Origin of the sequence: Ruegeria sp. HKCCD6428, from assembly GCF_013110595.1 — a bacterium.
Lineage (GTDB): Bacteria > Pseudomonadota > Alphaproteobacteria > Rhodobacterales > Rhodobacteraceae > Ruegeria.
Genome location: NZ_WVQX01000004.1, coordinates 362,294 through 389,139, shown reverse-complemented (window position 1 = coordinate 389,139; position 26,846 = coordinate 362,294). Strand labels below are relative to the sequence as shown.

Annotated in this window: 23 protein-coding genes and 2 tRNA genes; 12 read left to right on the top strand and 13 right to left on the bottom strand. The window is 58.9% G+C overall.

The window, feature by feature from the left end:
- Positions 1 to 38 precede the first annotated feature (38 nt).
- From GS620_RS12520 to GS620_RS12510, 3 genes are all read right to left on the bottom strand, one after another.
- A tRNA-Gln gene (locus tag GS620_RS12520) sits at positions 39 to 113 on the bottom strand.
- Positions 114 to 203: 90 nt separating this feature from the next.
- Positions 204 to 1,193: an NADPH:quinone reductase gene (locus tag GS620_RS12515; RefSeq protein ID WP_171616139.1), complete on the bottom strand. Its 990-nt coding sequence runs from the start codon at positions 1,191 to 1,193 to the stop codon at positions 204 to 206.
- 96 nt (positions 1,194 to 1,289) lie between these two features.
- Entirely contained in the window at positions 1,290 to 1,751 is a 462-nt protein-coding gene (locus tag GS620_RS12510) for an SH3 domain-containing protein (RefSeq protein WP_152459907.1), read from the bottom strand.
- Positions 1,752 to 1,949: 198 nt separating this feature from the next.
- Between GS620_RS12510 and GS620_RS12505 the strand changes: the two genes are divergently transcribed.
- From GS620_RS12505 to GS620_RS12480, 6 genes are all read left to right on the top strand, one after another.
- Positions 1,950 to 2,936, top strand: coding sequence for a D-glycerate dehydrogenase (locus tag GS620_RS12505; protein WP_171167022.1), 987 nt, complete (start codon positions 1,950 to 1,952; stop codon positions 2,934 to 2,936).
- A gap of 20 nt (positions 2,937 to 2,956) precedes the next feature.
- Positions 2,957 to 3,346, top strand: a complete 390-nt coding sequence (locus tag GS620_RS12500; protein WP_171231164.1) for a GFA family protein — start codon at positions 2,957 to 2,959, stop codon at positions 3,344 to 3,346.
- 110 nt (positions 3,347 to 3,456) lie between these two features.
- A complete protein-coding gene (ggt, locus tag GS620_RS12495; RefSeq protein WP_171205330.1) occupies positions 3,457 to 5,244 on the top strand; it encodes a gamma-glutamyltransferase in 1,788 nt (595 codons plus the stop codon).
- Positions 5,245 to 5,337: 93 nt separating this feature from the next.
- The gene (locus tag GS620_RS12490) at positions 5,338 to 6,747 is read left to right on the top strand and encodes an FAD-binding oxidoreductase (protein ID WP_171616137.1); all 1,410 of its coding nucleotides are present in this window, start codon (positions 5,338 to 5,340) and stop codon (positions 6,745 to 6,747) included.
- Between the two features lie 86 nt (positions 6,748 to 6,833).
- Positions 6,834 to 7,112 (top strand): hypothetical protein, encoded by a 279-nt coding sequence (locus GS620_RS12485; protein WP_171616135.1) that lies wholly within the window; start codon positions 6,834 to 6,836, stop codon positions 7,110 to 7,112.
- A 142-nt stretch (positions 7,113 to 7,254) separates the two neighbouring features.
- Positions 7,255 to 9,762, top strand: a complete 2,508-nt coding sequence (locus GS620_RS12480) for an FAD-dependent oxidoreductase (RefSeq protein ID WP_171616133.1) — start codon at positions 7,255 to 7,257, stop codon at positions 9,760 to 9,762.
- Between the two features lie 42 nt (positions 9,763 to 9,804).
- Here the strand turns inward: GS620_RS12480 and GS620_RS12475 are convergent, their stop codons facing one another.
- The 3 genes from GS620_RS12475 to GS620_RS12465 all read right to left on the bottom strand — a co-directional run bounded on the left by GS620_RS12475 (position 9,805) and on the right by GS620_RS12465 (position 11,936).
- Positions 9,805 to 10,140 carry a carboxymuconolactone decarboxylase family protein gene (locus tag GS620_RS12475; RefSeq protein ID WP_171329503.1) on the bottom strand — a complete coding sequence of 112 codons (336 nt, stop codon included), beginning with the start codon at positions 10,138 to 10,140 and terminating at the stop codon, positions 9,805 to 9,807.
- A 72-nt stretch (positions 10,141 to 10,212) separates the two neighbouring features.
- Complete coding sequence (locus tag GS620_RS12470) at positions 10,213 to 10,866, bottom strand: DUF938 domain-containing protein (protein WP_171616131.1); 654 nt, start codon at positions 10,864 to 10,866, stop codon at positions 10,213 to 10,215.
- Entirely contained in the window at positions 10,863 to 11,936 is a 1,074-nt protein-coding gene (locus GS620_RS12465) for an FAD-binding oxidoreductase (protein ID WP_171616129.1), read from the bottom strand. The genes GS620_RS12470 and GS620_RS12465 overlap by 4 nt, the downstream gene beginning before the upstream one ends.
- Positions 11,937 to 12,098: 162 nt before the next feature.
- Here GS620_RS12465 and GS620_RS12460 point away from each other — a divergent pair, with 162 nt between their 5' ends.
- Together GS620_RS12460 and GS620_RS12455 are read left to right on the top strand one after the other, a co-directional pair.
- On the top strand, positions 12,099 to 12,527 hold the full coding sequence (locus GS620_RS12460) for a hypothetical protein (protein WP_171616127.1): 429 nt from the start codon (positions 12,099 to 12,101) through the stop codon (positions 12,525 to 12,527).
- Positions 12,524 to 13,756, top strand: a complete 1,233-nt coding sequence (locus GS620_RS12455) for an HlyD family secretion protein (RefSeq protein ID WP_171616125.1) — start codon at positions 12,524 to 12,526, stop codon at positions 13,754 to 13,756. The genes GS620_RS12460 and GS620_RS12455 overlap by 4 nt, the downstream gene beginning before the upstream one ends.
- A 60-nt stretch (positions 13,757 to 13,816) precedes the next feature.
- Here the strand turns inward: GS620_RS12455 and GS620_RS12450 are convergent, their stop codons facing one another.
- The 7 genes from GS620_RS12450 to GS620_RS12420 form a co-directional block, all read right to left on the bottom strand.
- Positions 13,817 to 14,962: an iron-containing alcohol dehydrogenase gene (locus GS620_RS12450; RefSeq protein WP_171616124.1), complete on the bottom strand. Its 1,146-nt coding sequence runs from the start codon at positions 14,960 to 14,962 to the stop codon at positions 13,817 to 13,819.
- 67 nt (positions 14,963 to 15,029) lie between these two features.
- Positions 15,030 to 16,412, bottom strand: a complete 1,383-nt coding sequence (locus tag GS620_RS12445) for an aldehyde dehydrogenase family protein (RefSeq protein WP_171616122.1) — start codon at positions 16,410 to 16,412, stop codon at positions 15,030 to 15,032.
- A 94-nt stretch (positions 16,413 to 16,506) separates the two neighbouring features.
- On the bottom strand, positions 16,507 to 17,859 hold the full coding sequence (locus tag GS620_RS12440) for a glutamine synthetase family protein (RefSeq protein ID WP_171205338.1): 1,353 nt from the start codon (positions 17,857 to 17,859) through the stop codon (positions 16,507 to 16,509).
- 90 nt (positions 17,860 to 17,949) lie between these two features.
- On the bottom strand, positions 17,950 to 18,981 hold the full coding sequence (locus GS620_RS12435; RefSeq protein WP_170343589.1) for a TRAP transporter substrate-binding protein: 1,032 nt from the start codon (positions 18,979 to 18,981) through the stop codon (positions 17,950 to 17,952).
- Between the two features lie 67 nt (positions 18,982 to 19,048).
- Positions 19,049 to 20,374, bottom strand: a complete 1,326-nt coding sequence (locus GS620_RS12430) for a TRAP transporter large permease subunit (protein ID WP_171205339.1) — start codon at positions 20,372 to 20,374, stop codon at positions 19,049 to 19,051.
- Entirely contained in the window at positions 20,374 to 20,892 is a 519-nt protein-coding gene (locus GS620_RS12425) for a TRAP transporter small permease subunit (RefSeq protein ID WP_152458809.1), read from the bottom strand. The genes GS620_RS12430 and GS620_RS12425 overlap by 1 nt, the downstream gene beginning before the upstream one ends.
- 16 nt (positions 20,893 to 20,908) lie before the next feature.
- Entirely contained in the window at positions 20,909 to 21,694 is a 786-nt protein-coding gene (locus GS620_RS12420; RefSeq protein WP_253283898.1) for an N-formylglutamate amidohydrolase, read from the bottom strand.
- Between the two features lie 103 nt (positions 21,695 to 21,797).
- Here GS620_RS12420 and GS620_RS12415 point away from each other — a divergent pair, with 103 nt between their 5' ends.
- The 4 genes from GS620_RS12415 to GS620_RS12400 all read left to right on the top strand — a co-directional run bounded on the left by GS620_RS12415 (position 21,798) and on the right by GS620_RS12400 (position 26,837).
- The gene (locus tag GS620_RS12415) at positions 21,798 to 22,670 is read left to right on the top strand and encodes a MurR/RpiR family transcriptional regulator (protein WP_171114706.1); all 873 of its coding nucleotides are present in this window, start codon (positions 21,798 to 21,800) and stop codon (positions 22,668 to 22,670) included.
- Positions 22,671 to 22,763: 93 nt separating this feature from the next.
- A tRNA-Gly gene (locus GS620_RS12410) sits at positions 22,764 to 22,837 on the top strand.
- A gap of 129 nt (positions 22,838 to 22,966) precedes the next feature.
- Positions 22,967 to 24,787 carry an ABC transporter transmembrane domain-containing protein gene (locus GS620_RS12405; protein ID WP_171616118.1) on the top strand — a complete coding sequence of 607 codons (1,821 nt, stop codon included), beginning with the start codon at positions 22,967 to 22,969 and terminating at the stop codon, positions 24,785 to 24,787.
- Between the two features lie 160 nt (positions 24,788 to 24,947).
- Entirely contained in the window at positions 24,948 to 26,837 is a 1,890-nt protein-coding gene (locus tag GS620_RS12400) for an acyl-CoA synthetase (RefSeq protein WP_171329518.1), read from the top strand.
- Positions 26,838 to 26,846 lie beyond the last annotated feature (9 nt).

The following is a 26,846-nucleotide window of genomic DNA, read 5'->3' as shown; positions in this document are numbered from 1 at the left end:
GTGTCAACAGGTATCGGAGTAACGATGTTCTGATGAACTGGCTGGGGTGGTAGGATTCGAACCTACGATACACGGTACCAAAAACCGCTGCCTTACCACTTGGCTACACCCCAACGGTGAGCGGCTGTCTACGATTGTTGTTGGCAGGGATCAAGAGCGTTTTGTCAAAAAAACTCACGTTGAACAGATTTTTTTCAGGGCGGTCATTTGGTGTCGATCAACACGGCTCCGGTCCGGTTTCCATCCTGCACCATTGCATGCGCAGACGCGCATTCCTCAAGTGCAAAGACCTTTTGAACAGGGCAGGTCAAAGCGCCATCCGCCAATGCCTTGTGAAGGGTCTTTACGGCATTGGTACGAAGATCCGGCGGAAGAAGATAAATCAAAATGGTCTCAAGCGTCATGGCTTTGAACATCATCGGTCCGAACGGAAACACGGGGGTCATGTCTTGGGCAGAGCCATAGGCGTTGATGCGACCGTTCTCGGCAATGACCGCGGCGTTTGTTTGAATATTCCGGCCGAATTCGACGTCGATGATTCGGCCGATTGTCTTTCCTTCATTTGCATCGAGAATTTCGGTGGAAAGATCCTTGCTGGCGTAATCAATCACGATATCTGCGCCGGCTTCCCGGACCCGGTCAAAGTTGCGAGGGCTGGCCGTCGCCATCACGCGCGCGCCCGCCCATTTAGCAAGCTGAACGGCCAGAAAGCCGACGGTGCCCGCGCCACCGTGTATCAAGATCGTTTGCCCATCGGGACGGCCGCCTGAAAACACCGCGTGGCAGGCGGTAAGACCGGGAATGCCCAGAATCGCGCCGGTCCGCAACGACACTGCATCCGGCAGAGCCACGGCCTGGGCATCGGGAAGGGTGATGTGGCTGGCGGCGGTGCCGAAAGGGCGTTGCCATTGGCCATTCCAGATCCACACGCGCTGCCCGATCCGAGACGCGGAAACTCCGTCGCCAACGGCCGAGATCACACCGGAGCCGTCACTGTGCGGGATGATCAGGGGGAACGGAGGCTCTGTCACGCCCGGTCTGGTCCCGGCGCGGGCTTTGACGTCGGAAGGGTTCACTCCGGAAAAGGACAGCCCTACTGTGACCTCGCCCGGACCCGGCGGGACCGGAGGGAGGTCCTGTATCCGCAGGACATTGGCCGGGTCTCCGAAGGTGGAATATGTAACTGCGCGCATGATCGCCTCCGTTTTGGTCGAGTTTCACAGCATAACGGCGGGAAACTCAAACACCTTGTCGCGTGTCCGCAACGCGGGGGAAGGTCGGCCCTGTGGTTATTCGCGAATCTCGGACGGGTCGACCCCCCACAGGTTCGACTTCAAGGTCCAACCCCGATACCCGCCGGCGGTGATCCGGCACCAGTCCAGCGAACAGGTTCCCAGTCGGGCCACGACCCCGGATTCGAAATGCGCATTCACGGGGGAGGTCGGATCGGGTCGGGCATAGACAGGCAGCATTTCGGATTCAATCAGTACTGTCCGAACACCCGACAACAGGGCGTAGTGAACCCAGCCTCCAGCGCCGTCGCGGTCCTGAACCCGTCGCCAGTTGCCGTATTCGGCAGTGACTTGAAGCGGCATTCCGCGTCGTTTGAACACCCAGTCGATTCGATGTGTCAAAGAAGGTCCGCGTCGCACGTTGCCTTCTGCTGCTTTCATCGAGACATAACGGGGCAGGGGGAGGTTGGTGACGGATCCTCGTTTCACGTCGGCATGAGCAGCCCATGCACCTAACATGATCAGAAATACGGATAGTGCCGCGAGACAGCGGCGATTTACCGGTCGAATACCACTCACTGACTGCCTGCTCTTGTGCCTGTTGATCCGGTTTCGAAAAAAGGTCGACTCAATGCCAAAGGGGTTCTTGTGCCCCGCCTTATCCTGCGCCACGATGCCATGGCGCGCGTCCGTTTGCAAAGCAGTGGGAGGGCCGAGGTGCCAAGAGAACGTTTGAGTGTTGTCGTTACGCGACGGTTGCCCGAAGCGGTCGAAACACGTTTGAGCGAGTTGTTTGATGTGCGCTTGCGCGACGATGACACTCCGATGACGCGCGAAGAACTGGTGGCCGCAGTGCAGGACGCCGATGTCCTGGTGCCTACGGTAACCGATGCGATTGATGGCGGTCTGCTGGGGCAGGCGGGCGAAAGGCTTAAGCTCATCGCCAATTACGGTGCCGGTGTCGACAATATTGACGTGTCCACCGCGCGCCAGCGTGGGATTCTGGTGTCGAACACGCCTGGGGTTCTGACCGATGACACCGCCGATATGACCATGGCCCTGATTCTGGCGGTTACCCGACGTATTCCCGAAGGTCTGAGCGTGATGCAGCAGGGAGATTGGTCCGGCTGGGCGCCCACCGCGTTTCTGGGAGGCCGTATCGGAGGTCGTCGTCTGGGCATTCTGGGTATGGGCCGGATCGGGCAGGCGGTGGCGCGCCGTGCGAACGCGTTTGGAATGCAGGTCCATTATCACAACCGCCGAAGGCTGCGCCCCGAGACCGAGCAAGAGCTGGAGGCAACCTATTGGGAAAGCCTGGATCAGATGGTCGCGCGGATGGATGTGATCTCGGTCAATTGCCCCTCAACGCCGTCGACCTTCCATCTGATGAACGCACGTCGTCTGAAACTGATGAAACCCTCGGCAGTGATCGTCAACACGTCACGCGGTGAAGTCGTGGACGAAAACGCCCTGACCCGGATGATCCGCGCAGGTGAAATTGCGGGGGCGGGGCTGGATGTCTACGAACAGGGTACTGACGTAAACCCGCGCCTGCGGCAGCTGCCCAATGTGGTTCTGTTGCCTCATATGGGATCGGCCACGCTCGAGGGCCGGGTGGAGATGGGCGAGAAGGTCATCATCAACATCAAGACCTTCGAAGACGGGCACCGCCCGCCGGATCAGGTTGTACCGGCAATGCTCTAGCGCTCTGGAAAGGAGCAGGAATGGACGTCTATGAAGGAGGATGCCGTTGTGGAAATCTGCGCATCAGGGCTTCGGGTCGTCCACTGCGGGTCGGAATCTGTCACTGTCTGGACTGCCGCAAGCATCATGGCGCAGTGTTCTATGCGGCGGCCGTTTTCCCGGAAGACAGAATAGAGGTTTCCGGCGAAGCGCGTGGTTATGCTGACAGGTTCTTTTGCCCCGTCTGCGGCTCTCCGGTCTTTGCGCGCAGCGGAACCGAAGTGGAGGTGCATCTTGGATGCCTTGATGTGCCAGATCAGTTGACGCCAACATATGAAAGCTGGGTCACCCGGCGTGAAGCGTGGTTGCCCGAGTTCCGCGGTATGACCCACTATGATCAGGATCGATTGGTAGGCGACGCAAAGCCTTAACGCGTGCTGCGGACGTCGGCCATGTGTTGATGGCGTGCAGCTTGGACTTGTTCAGAGCGTGTTCGGCGCGCAATTTTGATAGTCAGGGATGTATTGGAGGATTTGATCAGATGAGACGTGTTTCAGTTCTACTGTTTTCTGCATTTTGTTTTGCAGCTCCGGGGTTCGCTCAGGAAGCGGCCGATGCCGTTGCACCCGAAACGGCGACGGAAGGGCAGGTACAGGCCATGACCGACGAGGTCATCGCGGCGCTCGAGGCCAAACTGGATGGCGTTCCGGTCACGTCCCAGAACTGGATGGTTGCCGCGGCCAACCCGCTGGCGGTGGAGGCCGGCGCCAGAGTATTGCGCGCAGGAGGGTCTGCCGCAGACGCCATGGTGGCGGTGCAGGTCGTGCTGGGCCTGGTCGAACCGCAATCCTCGGGCTTGGGCGGCGGTGCGTTTCTGGTCTGGTACGATGCAGCGACCGGTCAGATGACAACTCTGGACGGGCGAGAAACGGCGCCGCTGGCGGCCACACCGACCCTGTTTCAGGACGAAAACGGTGAGCCGCTGAAATTCTTCGATGCGGTTGTCGGTGGGCTGTCCGTGGGGACGCCGGGCACACCTGCCTTGCTGGAAGAGGCGCATCGCCGCTGGGGGCGTTCCTCGTGGCCCGGATTGTTTGCCGATGGAATCCGGTTGGCGGATGAAGGGTTCCTGGTGTCCCCGCGTCTGGCCAGCCTTGTTGAAAACGATGCCGAGCGCCTGTCGCGCTTCCCGGAAACCGCTGAATATTTCCTGCCGGGGGGCGCGCCGCTGCAACAGGGGCAGCGCCTGATGAACCCAGCTTATGCCGAAACTCTGCGTGTGTTGGCCAGTGACGGGGCGGCTGGATTCTACGGCGGTGAGATTGCGGCAGACATCGTGCGCACGGTTCGCAATGCTCCGGGCAATCCCGGTGTTCTGTCCGGTGCGGATCTTGCGCTGTATCAGGTGATCGAGCGCGAACCGGTTTGCGCGGAATACCGCGCCTATGAAGTCTGCGGCATGGGCCCGCCGTCGTCGGGTGCGCTGACCGTGGGGCAAATTCTGGGGATGCTGAACGGCTATGATCTGGCGGCCATGGGGCCGGAAAGCGCCGAGGCCTGGCGGTTGATCGGAGACGCTTCGCGCCTCGCCTTTGCGGACCGCGGCCGGTACATGGCTGACAGCGATTTCGTGCCCATGCCGACCAAGGGGCTGGTTGATCCGGCCTACCTGTCGCTACGAGCGGAATCGCTGAACACTGAAGGCGCGCTGGCAGATGTCGGGCCCGGTCAGCCGGAGTTCGACCACGCGCTGAACTGGGCGGATGATGTGTCGCTGGAGCTGCCTTCGACCTCGCATATCTCGATTGTAGACAGCTATGGCAACGTGTTGTCGATGACCACGACCATCGAAAACGGCTTTGGCTCACGTCTGATGACGAACGGGTTCCTTCTGAACAACGAACTGACGGATTTTTCGTTCAAGACCCACAGCAATGGTGTGCCGATCGCTAACCGGCTGGAACCCGGAAAACGCCCGCGTTCGTCCATGAGCCCGACCATCGTGATGCAGGATGGCGCGCCGGTTCTGGCGATTGGCTCGCCGGGTGGCAGTCGGATCATCGGCTATGTGGCCAAATCGATCATCGCATGGGCCGACTGGGGCATGGATGTGCAACAAGCCGTGTCGCTGCCGCATCTTGTCAATCGTTTCGGAACATATGATGTCGAGGTCGGGACCTCTGCCGAAGGCTTTTCCGACGGGCTGACCCAGTTTGGGTTCGAGGTAAACCCGCGTGACCTGACATCTGGCCTTCACGCCATCGAAATCGGCGACGGGCTGAGCGGTGGTGCCGACCCCCGTCGCGAAGGTATTGCGCTGGGCGAATAGGGCCTCGGTATTTGTGGGGATTGCCGGCACTTGACGGGCCCTTTAGTCATGGACTGAACGGCCCGCAACGTGCTGGGACAGGGGAGGATGACGATGGTGCAGGCGACCGCTTTGCCTCGGAATGAAACAGGTATTGAAACCGTCATAGGCGTTCTGAAACAACGTTTTGGCGACAGGTTGCAAACGGGTGCCGCGATTCGTGAACAGCACGGGCACACCACGACCTGGATCGAAAACCAGAGCCCGGATGCCGTGGTTTTCCCGCATACTACGCAGGACGTGTCGGAAATCGTCAAAACCTGTGCCGCGCACCGGGTGCCGGTGATTCCCTTTGGCACGGGAACGTCGCTGGAAGGGCATGTGAATGCGCCAGCGGGGGGGATCTCGGTCGATCTGATGCAGATGGACAAGGTGCTGGCTGTCCACGCCGAAGATCTGGATTGTGTCGTGCAGCCCGGCGTCACGCGCGAGGCGCTGAATACTCATTTGCGGGATCAGGGTTTGTTCTTTCCGATTGACCCGGGGGCGAATGCGTCGCTGGGCGGTATGGCCGCGACCCGCGCGTCGGGCACCAATGCGGTGCGATACGGAACGATGCGCGACAACGTTCTCAGCCTCGAGGCGGTCATGCCGGACGGCCAGATCATCCGTACCGGTCACCGGGCCAAGAAGTCATCGGCCGGGTATGATCTGGCACGCCTTCTGATTGGGGCGGAAGGCACGTTGGGTATCATCACCGAGCTGACTCTGCGCTTGCAGGGCATCCCCGAAGCGATCAGCTCGGCCAGGTGTTCCTTTCCTTCGGTCGATGCCGCGTGCCGCGCGGTGATGATGACCATTCAGTATGGCATTCCGGTTGCCCGAATAGAGTTGCTAGATGAAATGTCGGTTCAGGCGGCAAACGCCTATTCCGGGCTGAGTCTTCCGGAAACGCCATTGCTGCTGCTTGAATTCCATGGCTCTGAAAGCGGTGCGGCGGAACAGGCTGAAACCTTTGGTCAGATCGCCGAGGAGTTCGGCGGTACGGATTTTGCTGCGACCTCGACCACCGAAGAACGGAACAAGCTTTGGCAGGCGCGCCATGATATGTATTGGGCGTGTCTGCAACTGCGCCCCGGCGCGCGTGGTATTTCAACGGATGTCTGCGTGCCGATCTCGCGCCTGGCGGAATGTGTGACCGGCACTCAGCAGAAGGCAGCTGATCTTGGCTTGCTCGCGCCAATTGTGGGGCATGTGGGGGATGGGAACTTTCACACGCTTATTTTGATCGATATGCAGAACACCGAAGAAGTTGCCAAAGCCGAAGAGTTTGTCGGATGGTTGAACGACCTGGCAATTTCAATGGAAGGCACCTGCACAGGTGAACACGGAATCGGTCAGGGCAAACGGCCATACCTTATCAAGGAGCTGGGCGCCGCCACGCAGTATATGGCCGCAATCAAGGCTGCTTTGGACCCCGAGAACATCATGAATCCCGGCAAGGTATTAACCGGCCAATCCTAGCGGTTTTCGCGTTCTGGCCCGCATTGCGCCTTCAAATCGTCCACATGTTCTGGTCTCACCGACTCGGTTAGGAACAGGTGGTCGAGATGAGCGCAAAATATCTGGCAGGGTTTGCAGCGATCTGCGGGGTCGCCATTGTTGGGCTGGATTATTATCAGCAGGCCAAGGCATCCGAAAACGGGCTGGGCTTAAAAGGTTATGTTGCCTCGGTATCCGCGCGTGTCGGGATTTCGGAAAGTCGGCTTGAAGCTGGTGCCCAACCTTCACAGCACGAGGAACCCGCGGCGAAGGCACCGTCAGAGGAAGTTCGGAAACTTGTCTGCACCACGATCGGGACAAGCAAGCGCTGTCGCTCCAGCGGTTGAGATCACGGGTTTCATGTCCGATCTGCGACCCGCATTTGATGATCGGGTCGTTTTTTTCATATCACTGGTCGGATGAATGTCGCGCGATCCCCCTCAAGTGCGCCATATGGTGTCAACTGATTTCAAGGGGAGACGCCCGGTTATGAAAACCCAAGTCAAAGCACTGGTTGTTGGCGGCGGCGCCGTTGGGACCTCGATTGCCTATCATCTGGCCAAAGCGGGCTGGGACGATGTGATGTTGATCGAACGGGACGAGCTGACGTCCGGGTCCACCTGGCACGCGGCTGGTCTGCTGCCATTGTTCAACATGTCCTATGCGACAACGCACATCCACAAGTACTCGGTCGAATTCTACAAGACGCTGGAAGAAGAAACCGGGCTGAACGCGGGCTTTGCCGTCGTCGGCAACCTGCGCATGGCGCAGACGCAGGAGCGCATGGACGAGTACATGCTCTACGCCTCTACCGCCGAAACCTGTGATGTTGCCTATGAGTGGCTGACCCCCGAGCAGATCAAGGAACGCTGGCCGCTGATCGAGACATCGGATCTGAAGGGCGCGATCTACCATACCGAAGACGGGTATATTAACCCGGCAGATGTGACGCAGGCCATGGCCAAGGGGGCCCGTCAGCGTGGCGTCGAGATCGTGCGCAAGATGCAGGCGGATGCCTTCCACTGGAACGGCACCCATTGGGAAGTCACCTGCACCAAGATGGTGGAAAAAGGCGGCAACCTTGTCGAAAGCGACGAAAAGGTTGTGATCACTGCCGAGCATGTCGTCACTGCATCGGGCAACCACGCACAGCGCACCGCCAAGATGCTGGGCATCAAGATGCCTGCGATCCCGGTCGAACACACGTTTATCGTCATGGACAAGGACCCTGAACTGGTCAAATGGCGCGAAGCAGGCAACCCGGAACACCCCGTCGTGCGCGACGCCGACAACGAATCCTATGCCCGTGAAGAACGCGGCGGCTGGATCCTGGGTATCTATGAACATGGCGCCCCCGCGCGGTTTGAACACGGTGTGCCGGACAGCTTCCGCGCGGATCTGTTCCCGCTGGATCTGGATCGGATCGCGGATCAGTACATGGCTATGGCCGAGCGCGTGCCGTCCTGTGCCGAGTCCGGCCTGAAAGACGATTTCAACGGCCCGATCTGTTATACGCCTGACGGCAATCCGCTGGTCGGCCCTGCGCCGGGCCTGCGCAACATGTGGCTGGCCGAAGGTTTCAGCTTTGGCATCACCGCGGCAGGCGGCACCGGCTACTATCTGGCGCAGATGATGGTCGATGGCGAAGCCGAGATCGATATGGCCTCGCTGGACCCCAAACGCTATTCCAGCAACTGGATGACCACCGAGTTCGCGGCCCGCAAAAACGAAGAGTGCTATGAACACGTCTATATCCTGCACCACCCGGATGAAGAGCGTGAAGCTTGCCGTCCGTTGCGTACTGTTCCGGCATACGACCGTCAGAAGGCGCGTGGTGCACAGTTTGGTTGGGTCAACGGTTGGGAGCGTCCAAACTATTTCGGCCCGCTGGATGCGCCTGACAACTTCGACAAAGAAAGCCGCAGCTTCCGCCGCGGTGGTTGGTGGCAGTATGCCGTCGAAGAAGCCAAAGCGATCCGAGAAGGCGTTGGCCTGATCGATGCGTCGGCCTTCACCAAGCATGTCGTAAAAGGCCCCGGTGCCACCCAGTTCCTGGACTGGTTCACCTGCAACAAGCTGCCCAAGGTCGGTCGTATCAACCTGACCTACGCGCTGACCTCGCATGGCACCACGCGCACCGAATACACCATCGTCCGCAATGGCGAGAACAACTATTACCTCGTCTCTGCCGGAGCCTGGACCGAGTACGACGCCGACTATCTGCGCAAGGCGGCCGAGGACAAGATGGAGGAGTTCGGATATATCGAAATCCAGGACGTGACCACGCAATGGGGCGTCTTCGCCATCGCCGGACCCAAGTCGCGTGACGTTCTGAAAGAGGTCATCAAGGACGCCGATCCGGAAACCGCCCTGTCGAACAAGCGCTTCCCGTGGCTGTCGGCCCGTCAGATCGAACTTGGCATGTGCCCTGTCAACGCGATCCGCGTGGCCTATACCGGCGAGCTGGGCTGGGAACTGCACCACCCGATCGAGATGCAGAACTACCTGTTCGACCTGCTTGAAGAAGCCGGCGAGAAGCATGGCATGAAGCTGGTCGGTGCCCGCGCCCAGAACTGGCTGCGTCAGGAGAAATCCTATCGCGCCTTTGGCACCGAACTGGGCCGTGACGCGACCCCGCTGGAGGCCGACCTGCCGCGCTTTGTCGATTTGTCGAAAGACTTTTACGGCAAGGCCAAGCTGGAAGAAACCGGCGTGCGCGTGAAATGCTGTACCCTGCTGATCGACGGGCCGGAGGATGCCGACCCATGGGGCCGCGAGGCACTGTACACACCGGAAGGTGAACGCGTGGGTCGATTGACCTCGGGCGGGTATTCCGTAGTGTTCGAGAAATCCATCGGCATGGGCTATGTGAAGCCCGAGCTGGCAGTCGAAGGTACAAAGCTGAAGGTCAAGATGCAGGACAAGCTGTGGGATGCGGTCGTGACCTGCGACAGCCCCTACGACCCGAAAAACGAAACCATCCGCAAGGACGGTTGATCGAAGAAAGGCCCCGGAAACCTTCGGGGCCTTTTCTTTTTGTCATCCAGACAGTTCGTCGAAGCATTCCAGCGCCTTGGCCGCATACATCATGGCTGGGCCGCCGCCCATCTGGATCGCCATGGCCAACACGTCGGACACTTCTTCCCGTGTCGCACCGGCCTTGATCAAAGCTTCGGTGTGCAGGGTGATGCAGGGTTCGCATCGCAGGGTGACTGACATGCCCAACGCAATGAGTTCCTTGGTCTTGTAGTCGAGCGTCCCGCCCTCTTTGACGGCTTTGCCAAGCGCTCCGAATGCGCGTGTCGTATCGGGAATGGATCCGTTCAGGTTTCGCAAACTCTTTCGTGTTGCCGAGAGTTTTTCTTGCCATGCCATTGCTGAGTGCCCTTCTTCATATCTAGTAACCGGAATATGAATTGGGACGCGGTTGTTTGACTTTGATCTCGATCAGACGTCAGGGCGTTCGGCAATGATCGCAAGATTGTTGGCAGGCATTTCGACCGGTGCCAGCGTGTGAAGCCCGACGTTTTTGAACAGGTCCAGAATGTCCGCGTCGTTTTTGTAGCCGATTTCGGGGGCTTGCTGGATCAAAGCCTTATGAAAGCGGACATCCCCGTCACTGGCGAGTTGGCCCGAACGTTTGAACGGACCGTACAAGATGAACCGCCCCTTTGGTGACAGGGATTGGGCGACTTCTGAAATGATGGTTCTGGTTTCCTGCCAACTGATCAAGTGAATCAAGTTTATCAGAACGATCAGATCCTGGCCGTAAAACCGCCTGTGCCAGCCCGAAAGCGTTGCATCCAGTTCTGCGGCCGACGCGACATTGGGCAGGTTACGGGTATAGGCGTCGATACTCACGCGCCGCTCAGGGTCAACTTCCGAAGGCTGCCAGGTCAGCCCGGGCAGCAATTCGGCGAAGGCCCTGACATGCTGACCAGTCCCGCTTGCGATTTCCAATGCCTGGCCCTGGGACGGGCCCCATTCTTGCAACACTGCACACAGGGCGTCGGTGTTCCGGGATGCTGCCGGGGCCACCAGCTTGCCATCTTCAGACGCAGTGGCGACGCTTGCAGAAGAGGGGAGGCTGCGCTTGATCATCGTTTCAGCCTGTCAGGGGTCAACATGCCTACTATGTCAGGTTCCAGTTCGGGTGTGTTTCCGACAACAAGATCGCACAGCAGTTGCGAGGCCGCCGGTGAGGTTTGAAATCCATACCCGCCCTGACCGCCACACCAGACAAACGAATTGTCCAGCGGGTCGCGCCCAAGCACCAAGGTCCCGTCCGGGGCAAAACTGCGCAAGCCCGCCCAATTCGTTTCAACTCTTGTGACAGGTTCGGTCATCAGCTCCTCATACCGTGCCAGACCCTCTGCCAGCACCATATCATCGGCATAAGCATCCTGTGGCGGAACCGGATCGGCTTCGGATGGTGAGACCAGCAGCTTGCCCGCATCCGGTTTGGCGTACCATGTTTCGCCGGCGCCCAGCATCATCGGCCAGACAGAAACGTCATGCCCTCCGGGGGCGGGCAGACGCGCCATTGACCGACGACGGGGTATGATGCCGATACCGGGCAGCCCTGCAAGCTGTGCAACCTCATCCACCCAGGCCCCGGCTGCGTTGATCAAAGTGCGGGCTTCAAAGATCTCACCGGCCTCAACCGCCCAGTGTTTTTCTTTTCGAATGCCGGTGACTCTGCTTTTCGTCGAAACCGTTCCCCCGTTTTGCCGGATGGTCCGGGCGAAATCCTGCAACAGGCGATCCGTATCGATGTCAAACGCCGCTTCGCTGATGGCCGCAAACCCGACCTTGCCCGGATTCAGGATCGGAACGCGCGATATCGCCTGTTCCATCGGTATTTTCACCATGTTCAGATCGGCGCAATCGGCTTCGAACATGTCGGGCTGGTCAATTGCTCCGACCAGCATCAATCCGCGCGGGGTCAGGTAACCGCCATTCTGCGTATGAAGAAAGGCAGCCCCCGCTTTGTTCAGGGCGACGACCGAAGGCGGCCCGTAGCTTTCTTCGAACAAAGCCGCTGACCGGCCCGACGCGTGATAGCCCAGGGCGTCTTCCGCTTCCAGAACCATCACGGTTCCGTGCTGCGACAGGCGCGCACCGGCGCTCAGCCCGGCGATGCCGCCTCCGATTATCAGGAAATCAATCATGACTTGCGATCCATCCTGAGCAGAGACGCTACAAGTTCCTTGAGTTTCATGCTGGCGCCAAAGCTCCTCGTTCGCCACGCGTTTGGGTTCCCGGACTATAAGCAGCCTTGAAATTGTGCTTCAACCCGGTCAAAGAAGTATCAAAATATACAGGAGGGTAAGGTGACCGCAGCAGACCTTCATCCAATGGCCACAGGGCATATTCCAGGATATGTTGTCGCAGCTGACGGAAGCGATTACCTTTTCTCCGCCATGGTCGTTTTTTTCGTCGTTCTGGTGGTGCTGATCGGTGTCGGATACCTGACGCTGCATTCGGTTCCCGAAAAAATGGCCCACGAAAACAATCACCCGCAATTTCAGTTGGTGGGCATTCTGGCACTGCTGGCGCTGTTTACACATAATGGGCTTTTCTGGGTTGCTGCTATATTGGTCGCAGGGTTCCAGTTCCCGGATTTTGCCACCCCGCTTCGAAACATTGCCGATGCCATTCGTTCTTTGGGTCGGTCACCTGTTCCGGAACCAGTGCCTGAAACAACGGTGCCGGCTGCGCCAGATCCTGGACCCAGCGATGCGCAGGAGCAATCCACATGATCGAGACCATGCTCTGCGCCCTGATAACGGTGCTGCCCGACTATCTGTTCCGCCGTTTTGTACAGGGCAAGCGGATCGGTCACGAGATTACCTTGTTCACCATGTGGTACGAACTTCGCTGGGGTTTGACCACCTGTGCCATTCTGGCGCTGACCGTGATCACCACGCTGTTTTACTTTCATCCGGCCAGCAAAACCGCGGCATCCTATTTCCGGACGGTGACCATTCTGCCGCAATTGGGCGGTCGTGTTTCCGAGGTTTTCGTCAAGAACAACGAACTGGTAACCGCGGGTCAACCGATTTTCCGGATCGAGGATTTCAGCCAGACTGCCCAGGTCCAGGCGGCAAATGCGCAGATTGCACAGGTGCAGGCCTCGCTTAAGGTTGCGGAAACCGACTTGGCCGAGGCGGAAGCTGGAATTGCAGGTGCCAAGGCTGCACTTGCGCAGTCCCTGGAGGATCTTGAGCGCAACACGACCTTGCGCGACGAAGGTTCAAGCGCCGTAAGGCTGGCCGAGATTGAGAGGCTGGAAAACCTTGTCGCCGAGCGAGAGGCCCAGGTTCTTGCAGCGGAATCCAAACGTGCCGCGGTTGAGCAGCAGATCGAAGAACTGATCCCCGCGCAGCTGGCCAGTGCCATTGCGCAACTGGATGCTGCGCAGACCGAGTTGGACAAGACGGTGATCACCGCGGGCGTCACAGGGCGGGTCGAACAGTTCGGCCTTCAGGTCGGTGACTACGTAAGCCCGTTGTTGCGCCCCGCGGGCATTCTTGTGCCATCGCACACAGGGCATGATCGTTTTCAGGCTGCTTTCAGCCAGCTCTCTGCCCAGGTGATCAAGCCGGGCATGATTGGTGAATTGGGCTGCATGACAAAGCCATTCACCGTGATCCCCACCGTGGTGGTCGAGGTGCAGGATGTCATCCCGTCTGGCCAGATCCGCCCATCGGACGAATTGCGGGACGTGCAGGCCAACAACAATCCGGGCTCGATTCTGGTCTATATGGAGCCGCTGTACAAAGGTATGGCCGATGACATTCCGCCGGGCAGCAATTGTCTGGCCAATGTCTACACAGACAACCACGAGCGGTTGGAGCACGAGGATCTTGGCTTTTGGGAGGCGACCTTCCTGCACGTGGTCGACACGATCGGCGTGGTGCATGCAGCGGGTCTGCGCTTGCGTTTGATCCTGATGCCGGTGAACACTCTGGTTTTGACCGGGCATTGATCTGACCTTGGCAATCTGAACGCGAAGGGCCCGGCAAGTTTCGCCGGGCCCTTTGGTTTCTTAAAGCGCTGCTTTGAACAGCTGCGTCAGGTTGTCTTTCGTCAACTCAATCGGGTTGCCGCCGCATGACGGATCGATGATCGCCCCTTCGACAAGCTCTGGGATTGAAGCTTCGGCCACACCCAGGTCGGACAATGTGCGGGGGATGCCAAGGCTGTCGTTGAAATTCTGCACGAAGGCGCGGAAACCATCGAAGCCGCCGTCGATGCCCAGATATGCCGCAGCTTGCTGGAACCGATCTGCAATGGCCGGGGCGTTGAAGTCCAGCACAGCGGGCATGCAGACCGCGTTCGTGGTGCCGTGATGGGTGTTGAATACCGCGCCAATTGGGTGGCTCATCGCGTGGATCGCGCCAAGGCCCTTCTGGAAAGCCGTTGCGCCCATGGCAGCGGCGCTCATCATCTGGGCGCGGGCCTCGATATCGGTGCCGTCTGCATAGGCACGGGGCAAATACTCCTTCACCAATCGCATACCCTCCAGCGCGATGCCCTGGCTCATCGGGTGATAATGCGGGCTCGAGAAGGCTTCGACGCAATGCGCGAAGGCGTCCAGGCCTGTTCCTGCCGTGATGAACTTGGGCATCCCGACGGTCAGCTCCGGGTCGCAAATCACCACGGTCGGCAGAACCTTGGGATGAAAGATGATCTTCTTGGCATGGGTCTCGGAATTGGTGATGACGCTCGCGCGGCCCACTTCCGATCCTGTCCCTGCGGTGGTCGGAACGGCAATGATTGGCGCGATCGCGTCGGCATCGGCTCGTGTCCACCAGTCGCCGATATCCTCGAAATCCCAAACGGGGCGCGTCTGACCGGCCATGAAGGCGACCATCTTGCCCAGATCCAGCCCAGAGCCGCCGCCAAAGGCGATCACCCCGTCATGGCCACCCGCGTTATAGGCCGCAACTCCGGCTTCAAGGTTCTTCTCATTGGGGTTGGGGTCCACATCGCTGAACAGGCCGCGTCCCAGTCCGGCGGCTTCCATGATGTCCAGTGTCGAGCCGGTGATGGGCAGATCGGCCAGCCCCTTGTCCGTGACCAGCAATGGTTTCTTCATTCCGGCGGCGGCGCAGGCTTCGGGCAATTCCCTGATGCGCCCGGCTCCGAATTTGATGGCGGTCGGATAGGACCAGTTTCCAACAAGTGTCATGTCAGGTTTCCTTTGCAAAATAAGGCCTGCTTCGGCGAGGGGGTGGGTCCGAAGCAGGCCGTCGTCCTTAGCCCGTTACCTTTTTGAGGTGGTAGGATTTGGGACGTGTCAGGTTGTGGTATCCGATGACGGACAGACCGCCGCCGCGCCCGGTATTCTTGCAGCCCGTCCAGCACAGGCCGGGGTCCAGATAATCGGCGCGGTTCATGAACACGGTCCCCGTTTCGATCCGGTCACCCACCCGCGCCGCACGATCCACATCGCGGGTCCACAGGCTGGCAGTCAGGCCAAACTCACTGTCATTCATCAATGCGATGGCCTCCTTGTCCGAGGACACTTTCATGATGCCCACCACGGGCCCAAAGCTTTCGTCCCGCATCACGCGCATGTCATGAGTGACATTGGTCAGGATTTGCGGTGTCAGGTACGCGCCACCGTCGTCTTCAGCGAAGGTGTCGATATGCGCAACCGCACCGGCTGCAACCGCCTCGGCGATCTGGGCTCGCACCTCATCGGCAAACCGCACATTGGCCATCGGGCCAATCGTCGTCTCGGCATCCAGCGGGTTGCCCAGCTTGTAACCCTTCACGATGTCCACCGCCTTGGCGACAAAGTCATCATAAAGGCTCTCGTGAACATAGATCCGCTCGATTCCGCAACAACACTGGCCCGAATTGAACATCGCACCGTCAATCAGCGTGTCGACCGCGGCATTCAGGTCGGCATCGTCCATGACATAGCCGGGATCCTTGCCGCCCAGCTCGGTGCCGACGCCGGTAAACGTGCCCGCCGCGGCACGTTCCATCGCCTGACCGCCGCCGACTGATCCGGTGAAGTTCACGAAATCAAATGCATTACCCGCGATCAGGTCGTTGGTCACGTCATGGCTCAGGAACACATTCTGGAATACGTCCTCGGGCACACCTGCCGACTGGAACGCCTTTGCCATGCGCTCGCCCACCAGCAGCGTCTGTGTCGCGTGTTTCAGGACGACCGTGTTGCCCGCGATCAGCGCCGGTGCGACCGTGTTGATCGCCGTCATATAGGGATAGTTCCAGGGCGCCACCACAAAGACCACCCCATGAGGAATGCGCTTGATGTAGCGTTTGAACGTTTCGTCTTCGCCGACGGCGATATCTGCCAGGGACGTCTCGGCAATCTCCGCCATATGGCTGGCACGTTCGTTGAATCCACCGAACTCGCCGCCATAACGCACTGGGCGACCCATCATATGGGCCAGTTCCGGCACGATCTCATCGTTCATGGCGCCAACGGCGGCCACACCCGCCATCACAAGATCGATCCGCTCCTGCAACGGACGAGCTGCCCATTCCGCCTGAGCAGCCCGAGCACGCGCCGCGGCCCCGAACGCGGCCTCTCGCGGCAACACTTCACGTTCGGCATAAACCGATCCATCGATCGGCGAGACACATTTCAACATCTGCCCCATTTTCACTCCATTTCCGAAAGAAACAGGATCCCTGCTTCATCTGGCCCAAAATATCCCGGGGGTCTGGGGGCAGAGCCCCCAGCGCGTCCCGACCTTACGCCCGCTCGAATCCGCGGGCGATTTCCCAATCCGTGACCACGCGTTCGAACTCCTCGATCTCGACCTCCGCGGCACGGGTATAGTGGTCGACGACGTCATCTCCCATGGCCGCGCGCAACATGACCGATCCGTGCAGCGCGTCCCGCGCGGCGCGAAGGTTGCCCGGGATCATCGCAGTCTCACCCTGGTAAACGTCGCCTTTGGTCGGCGGTTGCAGATCCAGCCCTTCCTCGATGCCCGCGATCCCTGCCGCCAGCATGCCAGCCATCGCCAGATAGGGGTTCATATCTGAGCCCGGAATTCGGCACTCGACGCGTACGGCCTTGGTGCCGTCACCGCACAGGCGGAACCCGGCGGTGCGGTTGTCCACGGACCATATGATCCGCGTTGGCGCGAAGGTGCCTTTCATGAAGCGTTTGTAACTGTTGATGTAAGGCGCCATGAAATAGGTGTAATCAGGGGCATATTTCAGCAGCCCAGCCATATAGCTTTTCATCAGCGCCGACATGCCCAGATCGTCCCCGGCGTCGTAGAAGGCAGGCTGTCCATCTGCCCACAGTGACTGGTGCACATGGGACGAGCTGCCGACTTTCTCGTGGTGCCATTTCGGCAGGAACGTCGCTGCGTGACCATGTTGCCACGCGATCTCTTTCACAGCGTTCTTGGCGATCGAATGATACTCGGCTGTTTCCATCGCGGGTGCGTATTTGATGTTCAGCTCTTCCTGTCCGGTCTCGGCCTCACCTTTGGAGTTCTCAACCGGAATGCCCGCATCCCACAGATGGTTGCGGATCGGACGCATGACATGCTCTTCCTTGGTGGTCTGAAGGATATGATAGTCTTCGTTATAGCCCGAGATCGGCTCCAAATCCCGGAAACCTTCCTTGCGGATCTGGTCAAAGCTTTTCTCAAACAGGAAAAACTCAAGCTCGGTCGCCGTCATGGCGTCATAGCCCATGGCTTTCAAACGGCTGACCTGTTTTTTCAGGATTGAGCGCGGCGCGTGCGGCACTTCCTCGTGCGTGTGATGATCCAGCACGTCACACATCACCATCACCGTGCCTTCAAGCCACGGCACCGGGCGCAGGGTGCTGAGGTCCGGTTTCATGACATAATCGCCATAGCCCCGTTCCCAACTGGTCGAGGCATAACCATCGGGTGTCGCCATCTCCAGATCGGTGGCCAGCAGGTAGTTGCAGCAATGGGTCTCTTCCCATGCGCCTGCCACGAAATGGCCCGCGTGAAAACGCTTGCCCATCAACCGGCCCTGCATGTCCACCATGCAGACCAAAACCGTATCAACCGAACCTTCGGATACCTGCGTTTTCAGATGTTCGAACGTGAGCATGTGCCACCTTTGTCTTTGCCGAAATCCTTCATCGGCCATTCGTTCAGTCAGACCCGCCCCCATGCAAGGGGCGGGTCGCTTGGCCAAGTCTTAGCCGTAGCGGTAGGGCCGTCCAGCCTTGAGCATGTCGGCGTTGTACTGTTTGAAGATTTCAACAACCTTCGCCTTGGTTTCGGATTCGGCTGCGATCTCGTCCCAGAAGGCAACGGCCGCGGCTTCGACGGTTGCCCATTCTTCGTCCGGAATCGACGTCAGCTGCATCTTGTCTCCGTTGACGCGCAGGCTGGCCTCGCCGCCCCAGTACCACCATTGACGATAATAGTGGGACTGATCGGTGCAGACGCGGAACAGGGTCTGCAAATCTTCGGGCAGCTCGTTCCAGCGGTCCATGTTGGCAAAGAACGAACCGGCCCAGGCACCCGAGATGTTGTTGGTCAGGAAGTAGTTGGTTACATCCGCCCAGCCGACGGTGTAGTCTTCGGTGATGCCGGACCACGCGATACCGTCCAGTTCTCCGGTTTGAACCGCGACTTCGATGTCTTCCCAGGGCAGGGTGACCGGCACAACGCCGAACTGAGACAGGAAGCGGCCCGCGGTCGGGAAGGTAAACACACGTTTGCCCTGAAGGTCTGCCAGGCTGTTGATCGGGTCTTTCGTTGCAAAGTGGCACGGGTCCCAGGCACCGGCCGAAATGTGCTTGACGCCGACTTTCGAGTATTCCTCGTCCCAGATCTCGTTCAGCCCGTACTGGTTGAACAGAACCGGCACGTCCAGCGAGTAGCGCGAGGCAAAGGGGAAATAGCCGCCGAACACGGTGACCTCGGTGGGCGATGCCATCGAGTCATCATCCGACTGCACGGCATCAATCGTGCCGCGCTGCATGGCGCGGAACAGCTCGCCCGTCGGAACCAGCTGGTCGGCATAGAACAGCTCGATCTGCATCCGGTCTCCGGCGATCGTGTTGAACATCTTGATGGCCGGGTCGATCACGTGTTCGGCCAGCGCCGGGCCGGCATAGGTCTGCATCCGCCATCTGATGGTCGATTGCGCCAGTGCAGGCGTCGCCAGAGCAGCGGCGGGAGCGGCCGCAGCACCTTTCAGAAATGTACGTCTGTTCGTCATTCTCTCTCTCCGTTGGTCAGTTTCGATTGTGCGGGGATTGCCCGCGAAGCCCCGGTTTGATCCGGGATCATTTGTTGTAGATGTATTCAGGCAGCCACAGTGCGATCTGCGGGAACGTCATGATGATCGCCAGCGCCAGCGTCATCACCATCACGAAGGGCAGGATCGAACCGTAAATGTCGCGCAGCGATATCTCTGGTGGCGCCATCGCGCGCATCAGGAACAGGTTGTAGCCGAAGGGCGGCGTCATATAGGCGATCTGGGTGGTGATCGTGTACAGAACCCCATACCAGATCAGGTCGAACCCCAATGCACCCACGAGCGGCACGTACAAAGGCGCGACGATCACCAGCATGGCCGTATCGTCCAGAAACGTGCCCATCAGAATAAAGCTGAGCTGCATCAAGATCAGGATCACCCACGGGTTGAGGCCCAGCCGTTCGGTAAACAGATTCTCGATTGCCCGAACGGCGCCCAAGCCGTCGAAAACAGCGCCAAAGGCAAGCGCAGCCAGGATGATCCACATGAACATACAGGTGATGCCCAGCGTCGACCGCACGGATGTCTCGAAAACCTCACGTGTCATGCGGCCCTTGAGGATGGCCGCGGCGAACGCCGTCAACGCACCGATGGCCGAGCTTTCGACCAGCGAGGTCCAGCCGTTGACGAAGGGCACCATCATCGCGGCAAAAATACCCAAGGGCAGAAGGCCTGCGCGCAACAGGCGCAGTTTCTCTGCCATGGGCACGTCGCGCTCCTCGGCTGACAAGGCGGGCCCTAACGCCGGGTTGATGCGGCAGCGGATCACGATGTAAAGGATGAACATTGCGGCCATCATTAGCCCGGGAAGCAGCCCGGCAAGCCAGAGCTGCCCGACTGGCTGGCGCGCGATCATCGCGTAAAGAACCAGCACGACGGAGGGTGGCACAAGAATACCTAATGACGATCCGGCTTGTATCACCCCGGTCACCATTTTCTTGTCATAGCCGCGTTTCAGAAGTTCCGGCAGCGCAATGGTCGCGCCGATGGCCATGCCTGCGACACTCAGCCCGTTCATGGCCGAAATTAGCACCATAAGACCGATCGTGCCTATTGCGAGCCCGCCGTTCAGGCCCCCCATCCAGACGTGGAACATCTTGTACAGATCGTCTGCAATTTTGGATTCGGCCAGAACATAGCCCATGAAGATGAACATCGGCAGGGTCAGCAGCGGATACCATTTCATCAGCTTCATGGCGGCCGAAAAGCCAATGTCATAGCCGCCGCGATCCCCCCACAGAAACAGGGCGGCCATCACGGCGACAAAACCAATCGCGCCAAAAACGCGCTGCCCGGTCAGCAGCATCAGCATCATGGTCGAAAACATCAGGATGGCGATCAATTCGTACGACATCAGATCACCTCGCGCGGGATGTCATCGCCCCTGAGGCGCAGAATATCTTTGAACAGTTCCGAGATCGCCTGAAGCAACATCAGAAACAGGCCCACGACCATGATGACCTTGATTGGCCACAGGTATGGACGCCACGCGGTCGGGCTGCGTTCGCCATATTGCAGCGAATAGCTCAGCGAGTCGTATCCGCCGTAGATCATCACGCCCAGGTAGATGATCAGGAAAAGGACGGTGATCGCATCCGTCCACGCGCGACGACGGTCGGACCATTCGCCGTACAGAAGGTCCATGCGGACGTTGGATCCCATCTGGATCGAATAGGGTCCGCCCAGAATGTAGTAGGCGACCATTGCGAACTGGGCCATTTCCAGGGTCCAAAGCGATGGCAGGAAAAAGGTTTTTGAAATCGAGGACCAGAGCAGGATGCCCATCATGACGAAGATGCCGTACATGACGAAGCGTCCGATCCAGCGGTTCGTGCGGTCAATGACCGCCACATATCCCCGCATGAAATTCATCCCGATACCTCTGCTCTCATGGTTTCGCCTCTGCGTGCGATAAGTCTTGGATGACCGATTGCAGAATTGGCGTCAGCAATCCCGCAATGCGGTTCACGCCGTCTGCTGTGTCGATCAGATCGTTTCGAACTTCGATCATGACATTTGGAAGCCCGCGCCGGACCGCGTGTTCGCGCAACGTGTGCGTGACGCCATCCGTCGCCGAGTAAGGTTCGTTCAAAGCCACACGCAATCTCGAGCTTTCCGCGTGGCTCAGCATCAGCTGCGCGGCGCGGTCGTCTTCGTCATGAAGAATCCCCAGCTCTACCGTTCGGGGGGCTCCCTTGTAGACGGGCGTGAAACTGTGGATCGTGATGACAACCGGAGGTTCAGGCCGTTCGTCCAAAGTGGATGAAACCAGCGTTTTGAAAGGCTCATACACGTCGCGAACCCGCTGGGCGCGCTGAGCATCTGTCAGGTTCATGTTGCCGGGAATGGAAAACACTTCGCTGACTTGCGGCATGGCATCTTCGCGTTCGGGCGGGCGGTTGCAGTCATAAACAAGGCGACTGACGCGCGAGTGGACCAGCGGCGCATCCAAAGCGCCCATCAGCTCCACCGACAGGTCCAGCGCGCCGATGTCCCAGGCCGCGTGAGAGCTGGCCGCCGCCTCATCCAGCCCCAGTCCATCCAGCGCGGCCGGAATAAACCGGCTTGCATGTTCGCATATCAGCACGGCAGGCGCGCGACCGTGCGCATTGAGCACGCGGGCTGCCGGGGCTTCGGTCGGCAAAAGCAATGATGACTCGGTCTCGTGACGCATAGGTAGCATTTGTTACAGCAACTTCTCACCTGTCAAGAAAATTTCTGTAGACAAAATTTCAAACGAACATATTCTGTAACAAATTCAAGAAACGAGGGCGCCGATGGCCACCGTTGCCAAACTTGTCAAACAGAGGATTCAGGATGAGCTGGACGATCTGACACGGTCTGAACGTCAATTGGCCTCGGTCCTGTTGCAGGATTATCCGATGGCCGGTTTGCAATCGATCACCAAGCTGGCCGCTGCGGCGCAGGTTTCGACCCCGACCGTCATTCGCATGGCGCGCAAGCTTGGGTTTGACGGGTTCCCCGACTTGCAGGATGCGCTGCGCGAAGAGGTTGCGGCGCAGATCAAAAAGCCGATCTCGAAACGGGACGCCTGGGTTGTGGATGACGAGGCAGAACATCCGACAACGCGTTTTGCCCAGGCGGTATGGACCAACATGCGCCACACGCTGGAACGTCTGGACAAAGAGATGTTCGATGCCGTCGCGCGTCTTTTGGCCGAGACAGAGCGCCATCTATACGTCGTTGGTGGTCGCATCACGCGGTCAAATGCGGATTATCTGTTCAATCATATGCAGATCATCCGGCCCAATGTGACGATGCTGGGCAATTCGGCGAATGTCTGGCCGCAATACCTTCTGGATATGGATGAGTCATCCGTTCTGGTGATCTTCGACATCCGCCGTTACGAGGCGCATCTGGAGAAGCTGGCACAGGTTGCCTCGGGCCGCGGCGTCACCGTTGTTCTGTTTACGGACCAATGGGGTTCGCCAATCGGAAAGACCGCCAATTATTCCTTCCACGCATTGGTCGAGGCGCCCTCCAGTTGGGATTCGACCATTGCCTTGCAGTTGATCTCGGAAACGCTGATTGCCGAAGTGCAGGAGGCGCGTTGGGAAGAAAGCAAGGAGCGGATCGAAGAACTGGAGCGGTTCTTTTCCTCGACCCGGATATTTCGCAATCAGGACTGACGGGCCGAGCAGTGTCGGAAAAATTGCGCCACTAAATTTGCCACTTCCGGCTTGACGATCCCGAAAGCATGACTTAACCAGCGCAAACCATTTGCGGGTATAGCTTAATGGTAAAGCCCCTGCCTTCCAAGCAGGCTATGTCGGTTCGATTCCGTCTACCCGCTCCATGCCTTCCTTGAAATTCTGCGTCAAATGGCCCTTTCGACCTGCCGATTGCGGTTGTGATGCTTGACCATACCTGCCGCTACCTCCAAGAAAGCGGTCACTCAGTACGGTTCAGGATACAAGGGCCAGACATGGCAAGACAAGCCGCCAGCAAGCCAACGCATACCGCCGCGCCCGGAGCCTCCGAGGAACGCGCCCGTTCAAAGAAGATTGGGGTTCTGGCCTCGCTTTGGCCGTTCATGAAACCCTACAAATTCCTGATGATCGGCGCGACGTTGGCGTTGATTCTGACGGCCAGCATGACCCTGACGCTGCCATTGGCGGTACGGCGCGTGGTCGACAATTTCCGAATTCAGGATGGAGAGCTTCTGGATTGGTATTTTCTGGCCGCGCTGGTCATTGCTGCCGTTCTGGCCGTGGGCACCGGTATTCGGTATGCGCTTGTGACCCGTCTGGGCGAACGGGTAGTGGCCGATATCCGCAAGGCGGTGTTTGATCGGGTCATCGGTATGAGCCCGGAATTCTATGAGCGAATCATGACCGGTGAGGTGCTGAGCCGGATCACCACTGACACGACGCTGATCCAATCTGTTCTCGGCTCGTCCGTGTCCATTGCCCTGCGAAACATACTGATGTTCGTCGGTGGGCTGGTTCTGATGCTGCTGACATCCGCCAAGCTGACCGGGCTGGTATTGTTGCTGATCCCGGTGGTCATCGTGCCGATCCTTGTACTTGGTCGCCGTCTGCGCGTGATCAGCCGCGAGAATCAGGACTGGATCGCGGCCTCGTCCGGCAACGCGGGTGAGGCATTGGGCGCGGTACAGACCGTTCAGGCATTTTCTCATGAACAGGCCAGCCGCCAGCAGTTCAGTGAGATGACCGAGACATCCTATGCCGTCTCGCTGCGCCGCATACAGACCCGCGCGGTGCTGACGGTGATCGTGATCTTCCTGGTTTTCTCGGGTATCGTGGGCGTTCTGTGGATGGGTGCCAATGACGTACGAAATGGCGTGATGACCGAAGGCGTTCTGATCCAGTTCGTCATCTATTCGATCATCATGGCGGGCTCGGTCGCCGCCCTGTCCGAAATCTGGAGCGAACTTCAGCGTGCCGCGGGGGCCACCGAACGTCTGGTCGAGCTGCTGCATGCAGAAGATACCGTGACCGACCCTGCCAATCCCAAAGCGCTTCCCAAGAACATTCAGGGCGAAATCCGGTTTGAAGATGTCAGCTTCCGCTATCCCGCGCGGCCCGATACGGTTGCATTGGATCATCTGTCACTTCTGGTGAAGCCAGGCGAGACGGTCGCATTCGTCGGGCCATCCGGGGCAGGAAAAACAACCGTGATCCAACTGATCCAGCGGTTCTATGATCCGAACTCGGGCCGCGTGACGCTGGACGGTCTTGATCTGCGCGACATCAACCGGTCAGATTTCCGCCGCCACATGGCTCTGGTGCCTCAGGATCCTGTGATCTTTGCTGCATCCGCGCGGGAAAACATCCGCTTTGGTCGTCTGGACGCCTCGGATGCAGAAGTCGAGGCCGCCGCCCGGGCCGCTGCCGCGCATGATTTTATTGCGGCCTTGCCCCAAGGATATGACAGCTTTGTCGGCGAACGCGGTGTCATGCTGTCTGGCGGGCAGAAGCAGCGTATTGCCATTGCCCGGGCAATCCTGCGCGACGCGCCGGTTCTGCTGCTGGACGAGGCGACTTCGGCGCTGGATGCGGAAAGCGAACGCGCAGTGCAGGGCGCGGTGGACAAGATGCGTGCCGGCCGCACGACCCTGATCGTCGCGCACAGATTGGCGACTGTTAAGAAAGCCGACCGCATCGTCGTGCTAGAGGAAGGCCGCATCGTGGCACAAGGCCGCCACGAGGATCTGGTGTCTCAGGACGGGCTGTATGCACGCCTTGCCCGGTTGCAGTTCACCGATGGTGTCGCCGCAGAATAAGAGTGACGCTCCGGCACTTGCGAATTCGCCGTAGCGTCATTCTACATTTTACTCCCCCTGAAGGCTAAGGCCTCGCTTGCGCGAGGTTCGTTTTGCTTCCATCTTGGTTGCGAACAACAAGCCCGCGCAAAACGCGGGAGAATAATACGGGAGGAACCACATGGCCTTTGTGGGTTTGGAAGACAAGAAGCGCATGGAACAGGAAATGCCGTGGGAGGATCGGGATTTGCCCGTCACCTTCCATCAGCTTTTGTCGCGCACCGCAGGGAAGTTCCCCAACCACAATGCCATGAGCTTCCAACTGTTCTCGGGCCCGAAGGACAAGGCCGAGACCCTGACCTGGTCGCAACTTCTGGGTCAGGTCAACCAGGCAGCAAACCTGTTCCGCTCGCTGGGTGTGGGTGAAAAAGACGTGGTCGCCTATGTGCTGCCCAACTGCAACGAGACACTGGTCACGATGATGGGCGGCGCGGTTGCGGGGATCGTGAACCCGATCAACCCCTTGCTTGAACCGGAACAGATCGCCGCGATCCTGCGCGAGACCGGCGCCAAGGTCGTGGTGACGCTGAAATCTTTCCCGAAAACAGATGTCGCGCAGAAGGTCGAAGAGGCGGTGCGCCACGCACCCAAGGTCAATACCATTCTGGAAATCGATCTGAACCGGTATCTGACCCCGCCCAAATCATGGCTGGTGCCGTTTCTGCGCCCCAAGATGGGCGACAAGGAAAAGCTTGCCCATGCGGATTACAAGAACTTCCACACGGAACTGGCCAAGCAACCGACGACGCTGACGTTTGAAGACAGCAAGGAAGATCGTGTCGCCTGTTATTTCCATACCGGCGGTACCACGGGTATGCCGAAGGTGGCGCAGCACAAGTATTCCGGCCTGATCTACAACGGCTGGTTGGGGAACACGCTTCTGTTTGACGAAAACGACGTCATCATGTGCCCGCTGCCCATGTTCCACGTTTTTGCGGTGCATGTGATTGTGATGGCGGCCGTATCATCCGGTGCCCATGTGGTTTTCCCGACGCCACAGGGATATCGCGGCGACGGGGTGTTCGACAATTTCTGGAAGCTGATCGAGCGTTGGAAGGTGAGCTTCATCATCACCGTGCCAACCGCGATTTCAGCCAAGATGCAGCGCCCAGTCGATGCCGATATCTCAAGCGTAAAAACGGCCTTCTCGGGCTCCGCCCCGCTGCCGGTGGAACTGTTCCGTCGCTTTGAAGAAGCGACCGGCGTCACCATTGTCGAAGGGTACGGTCTGACAGAGGCCACATGTCTGGTTTCGTGCAACCCGGTGGATGGTGAGAAAAAGATCGGATCGATCGGTATTCCGTTCCCCTATACAGACGTCAAGATCTTGCAGGATGGGCCAGACGGACCGACCGAGTGCGACACTGATCAAATCGGTGAGATCTGCATCTCGAACCCGGGTGTCTATGCGGGCAATACTTATACCGAGGCCGACAAGAACGTTAACCTTTATCACTTCGACAAGTACCTGCGCACGGGCGATCTGGGGCGCTTCGACGAAGATGGGTATCTATGGATCACCGGTCGCGCCAAGGACCTGATCATTCGTGGCGGTCACAACATCGACCCTGCCGAGATCGAAGAGGCTTTGCTGGGTCACGAGGCCGTTGCTTTTGCCGGTGCCATCGGCCAGCCGGATGCGCATTCCGGTGAAGTTCCCTGCGCCTTTGTCGAACTGGTCGAAGGCGCGTCTGTCACCGAAAAAGAGCTGATGGATTACTGCAAGGTTCACGTGCATGAACGTGCGGCGCAACCCAAGCACATGACCATTCTGGATGAGCTGCCCAAAACGGCCGTTGGCAAGGTGTTCAAGCCTGAACTTCGGAAACAGGCCATCACTCGTATCTACAACGGCGCCCTCGAGGATGCCGGTTTGGCGGCGCGGGTGGTTTCCGTCATTGATGATAAGAAACGCGGCCTTGTCGCGCAGCTTGACGCGAACGGATCTTCGGAAGACGATGTTGCAAAAGTGCTGGGCGTATACACCCGGCCATGGGAGTGGTCTGAATAAGCCGGAGGG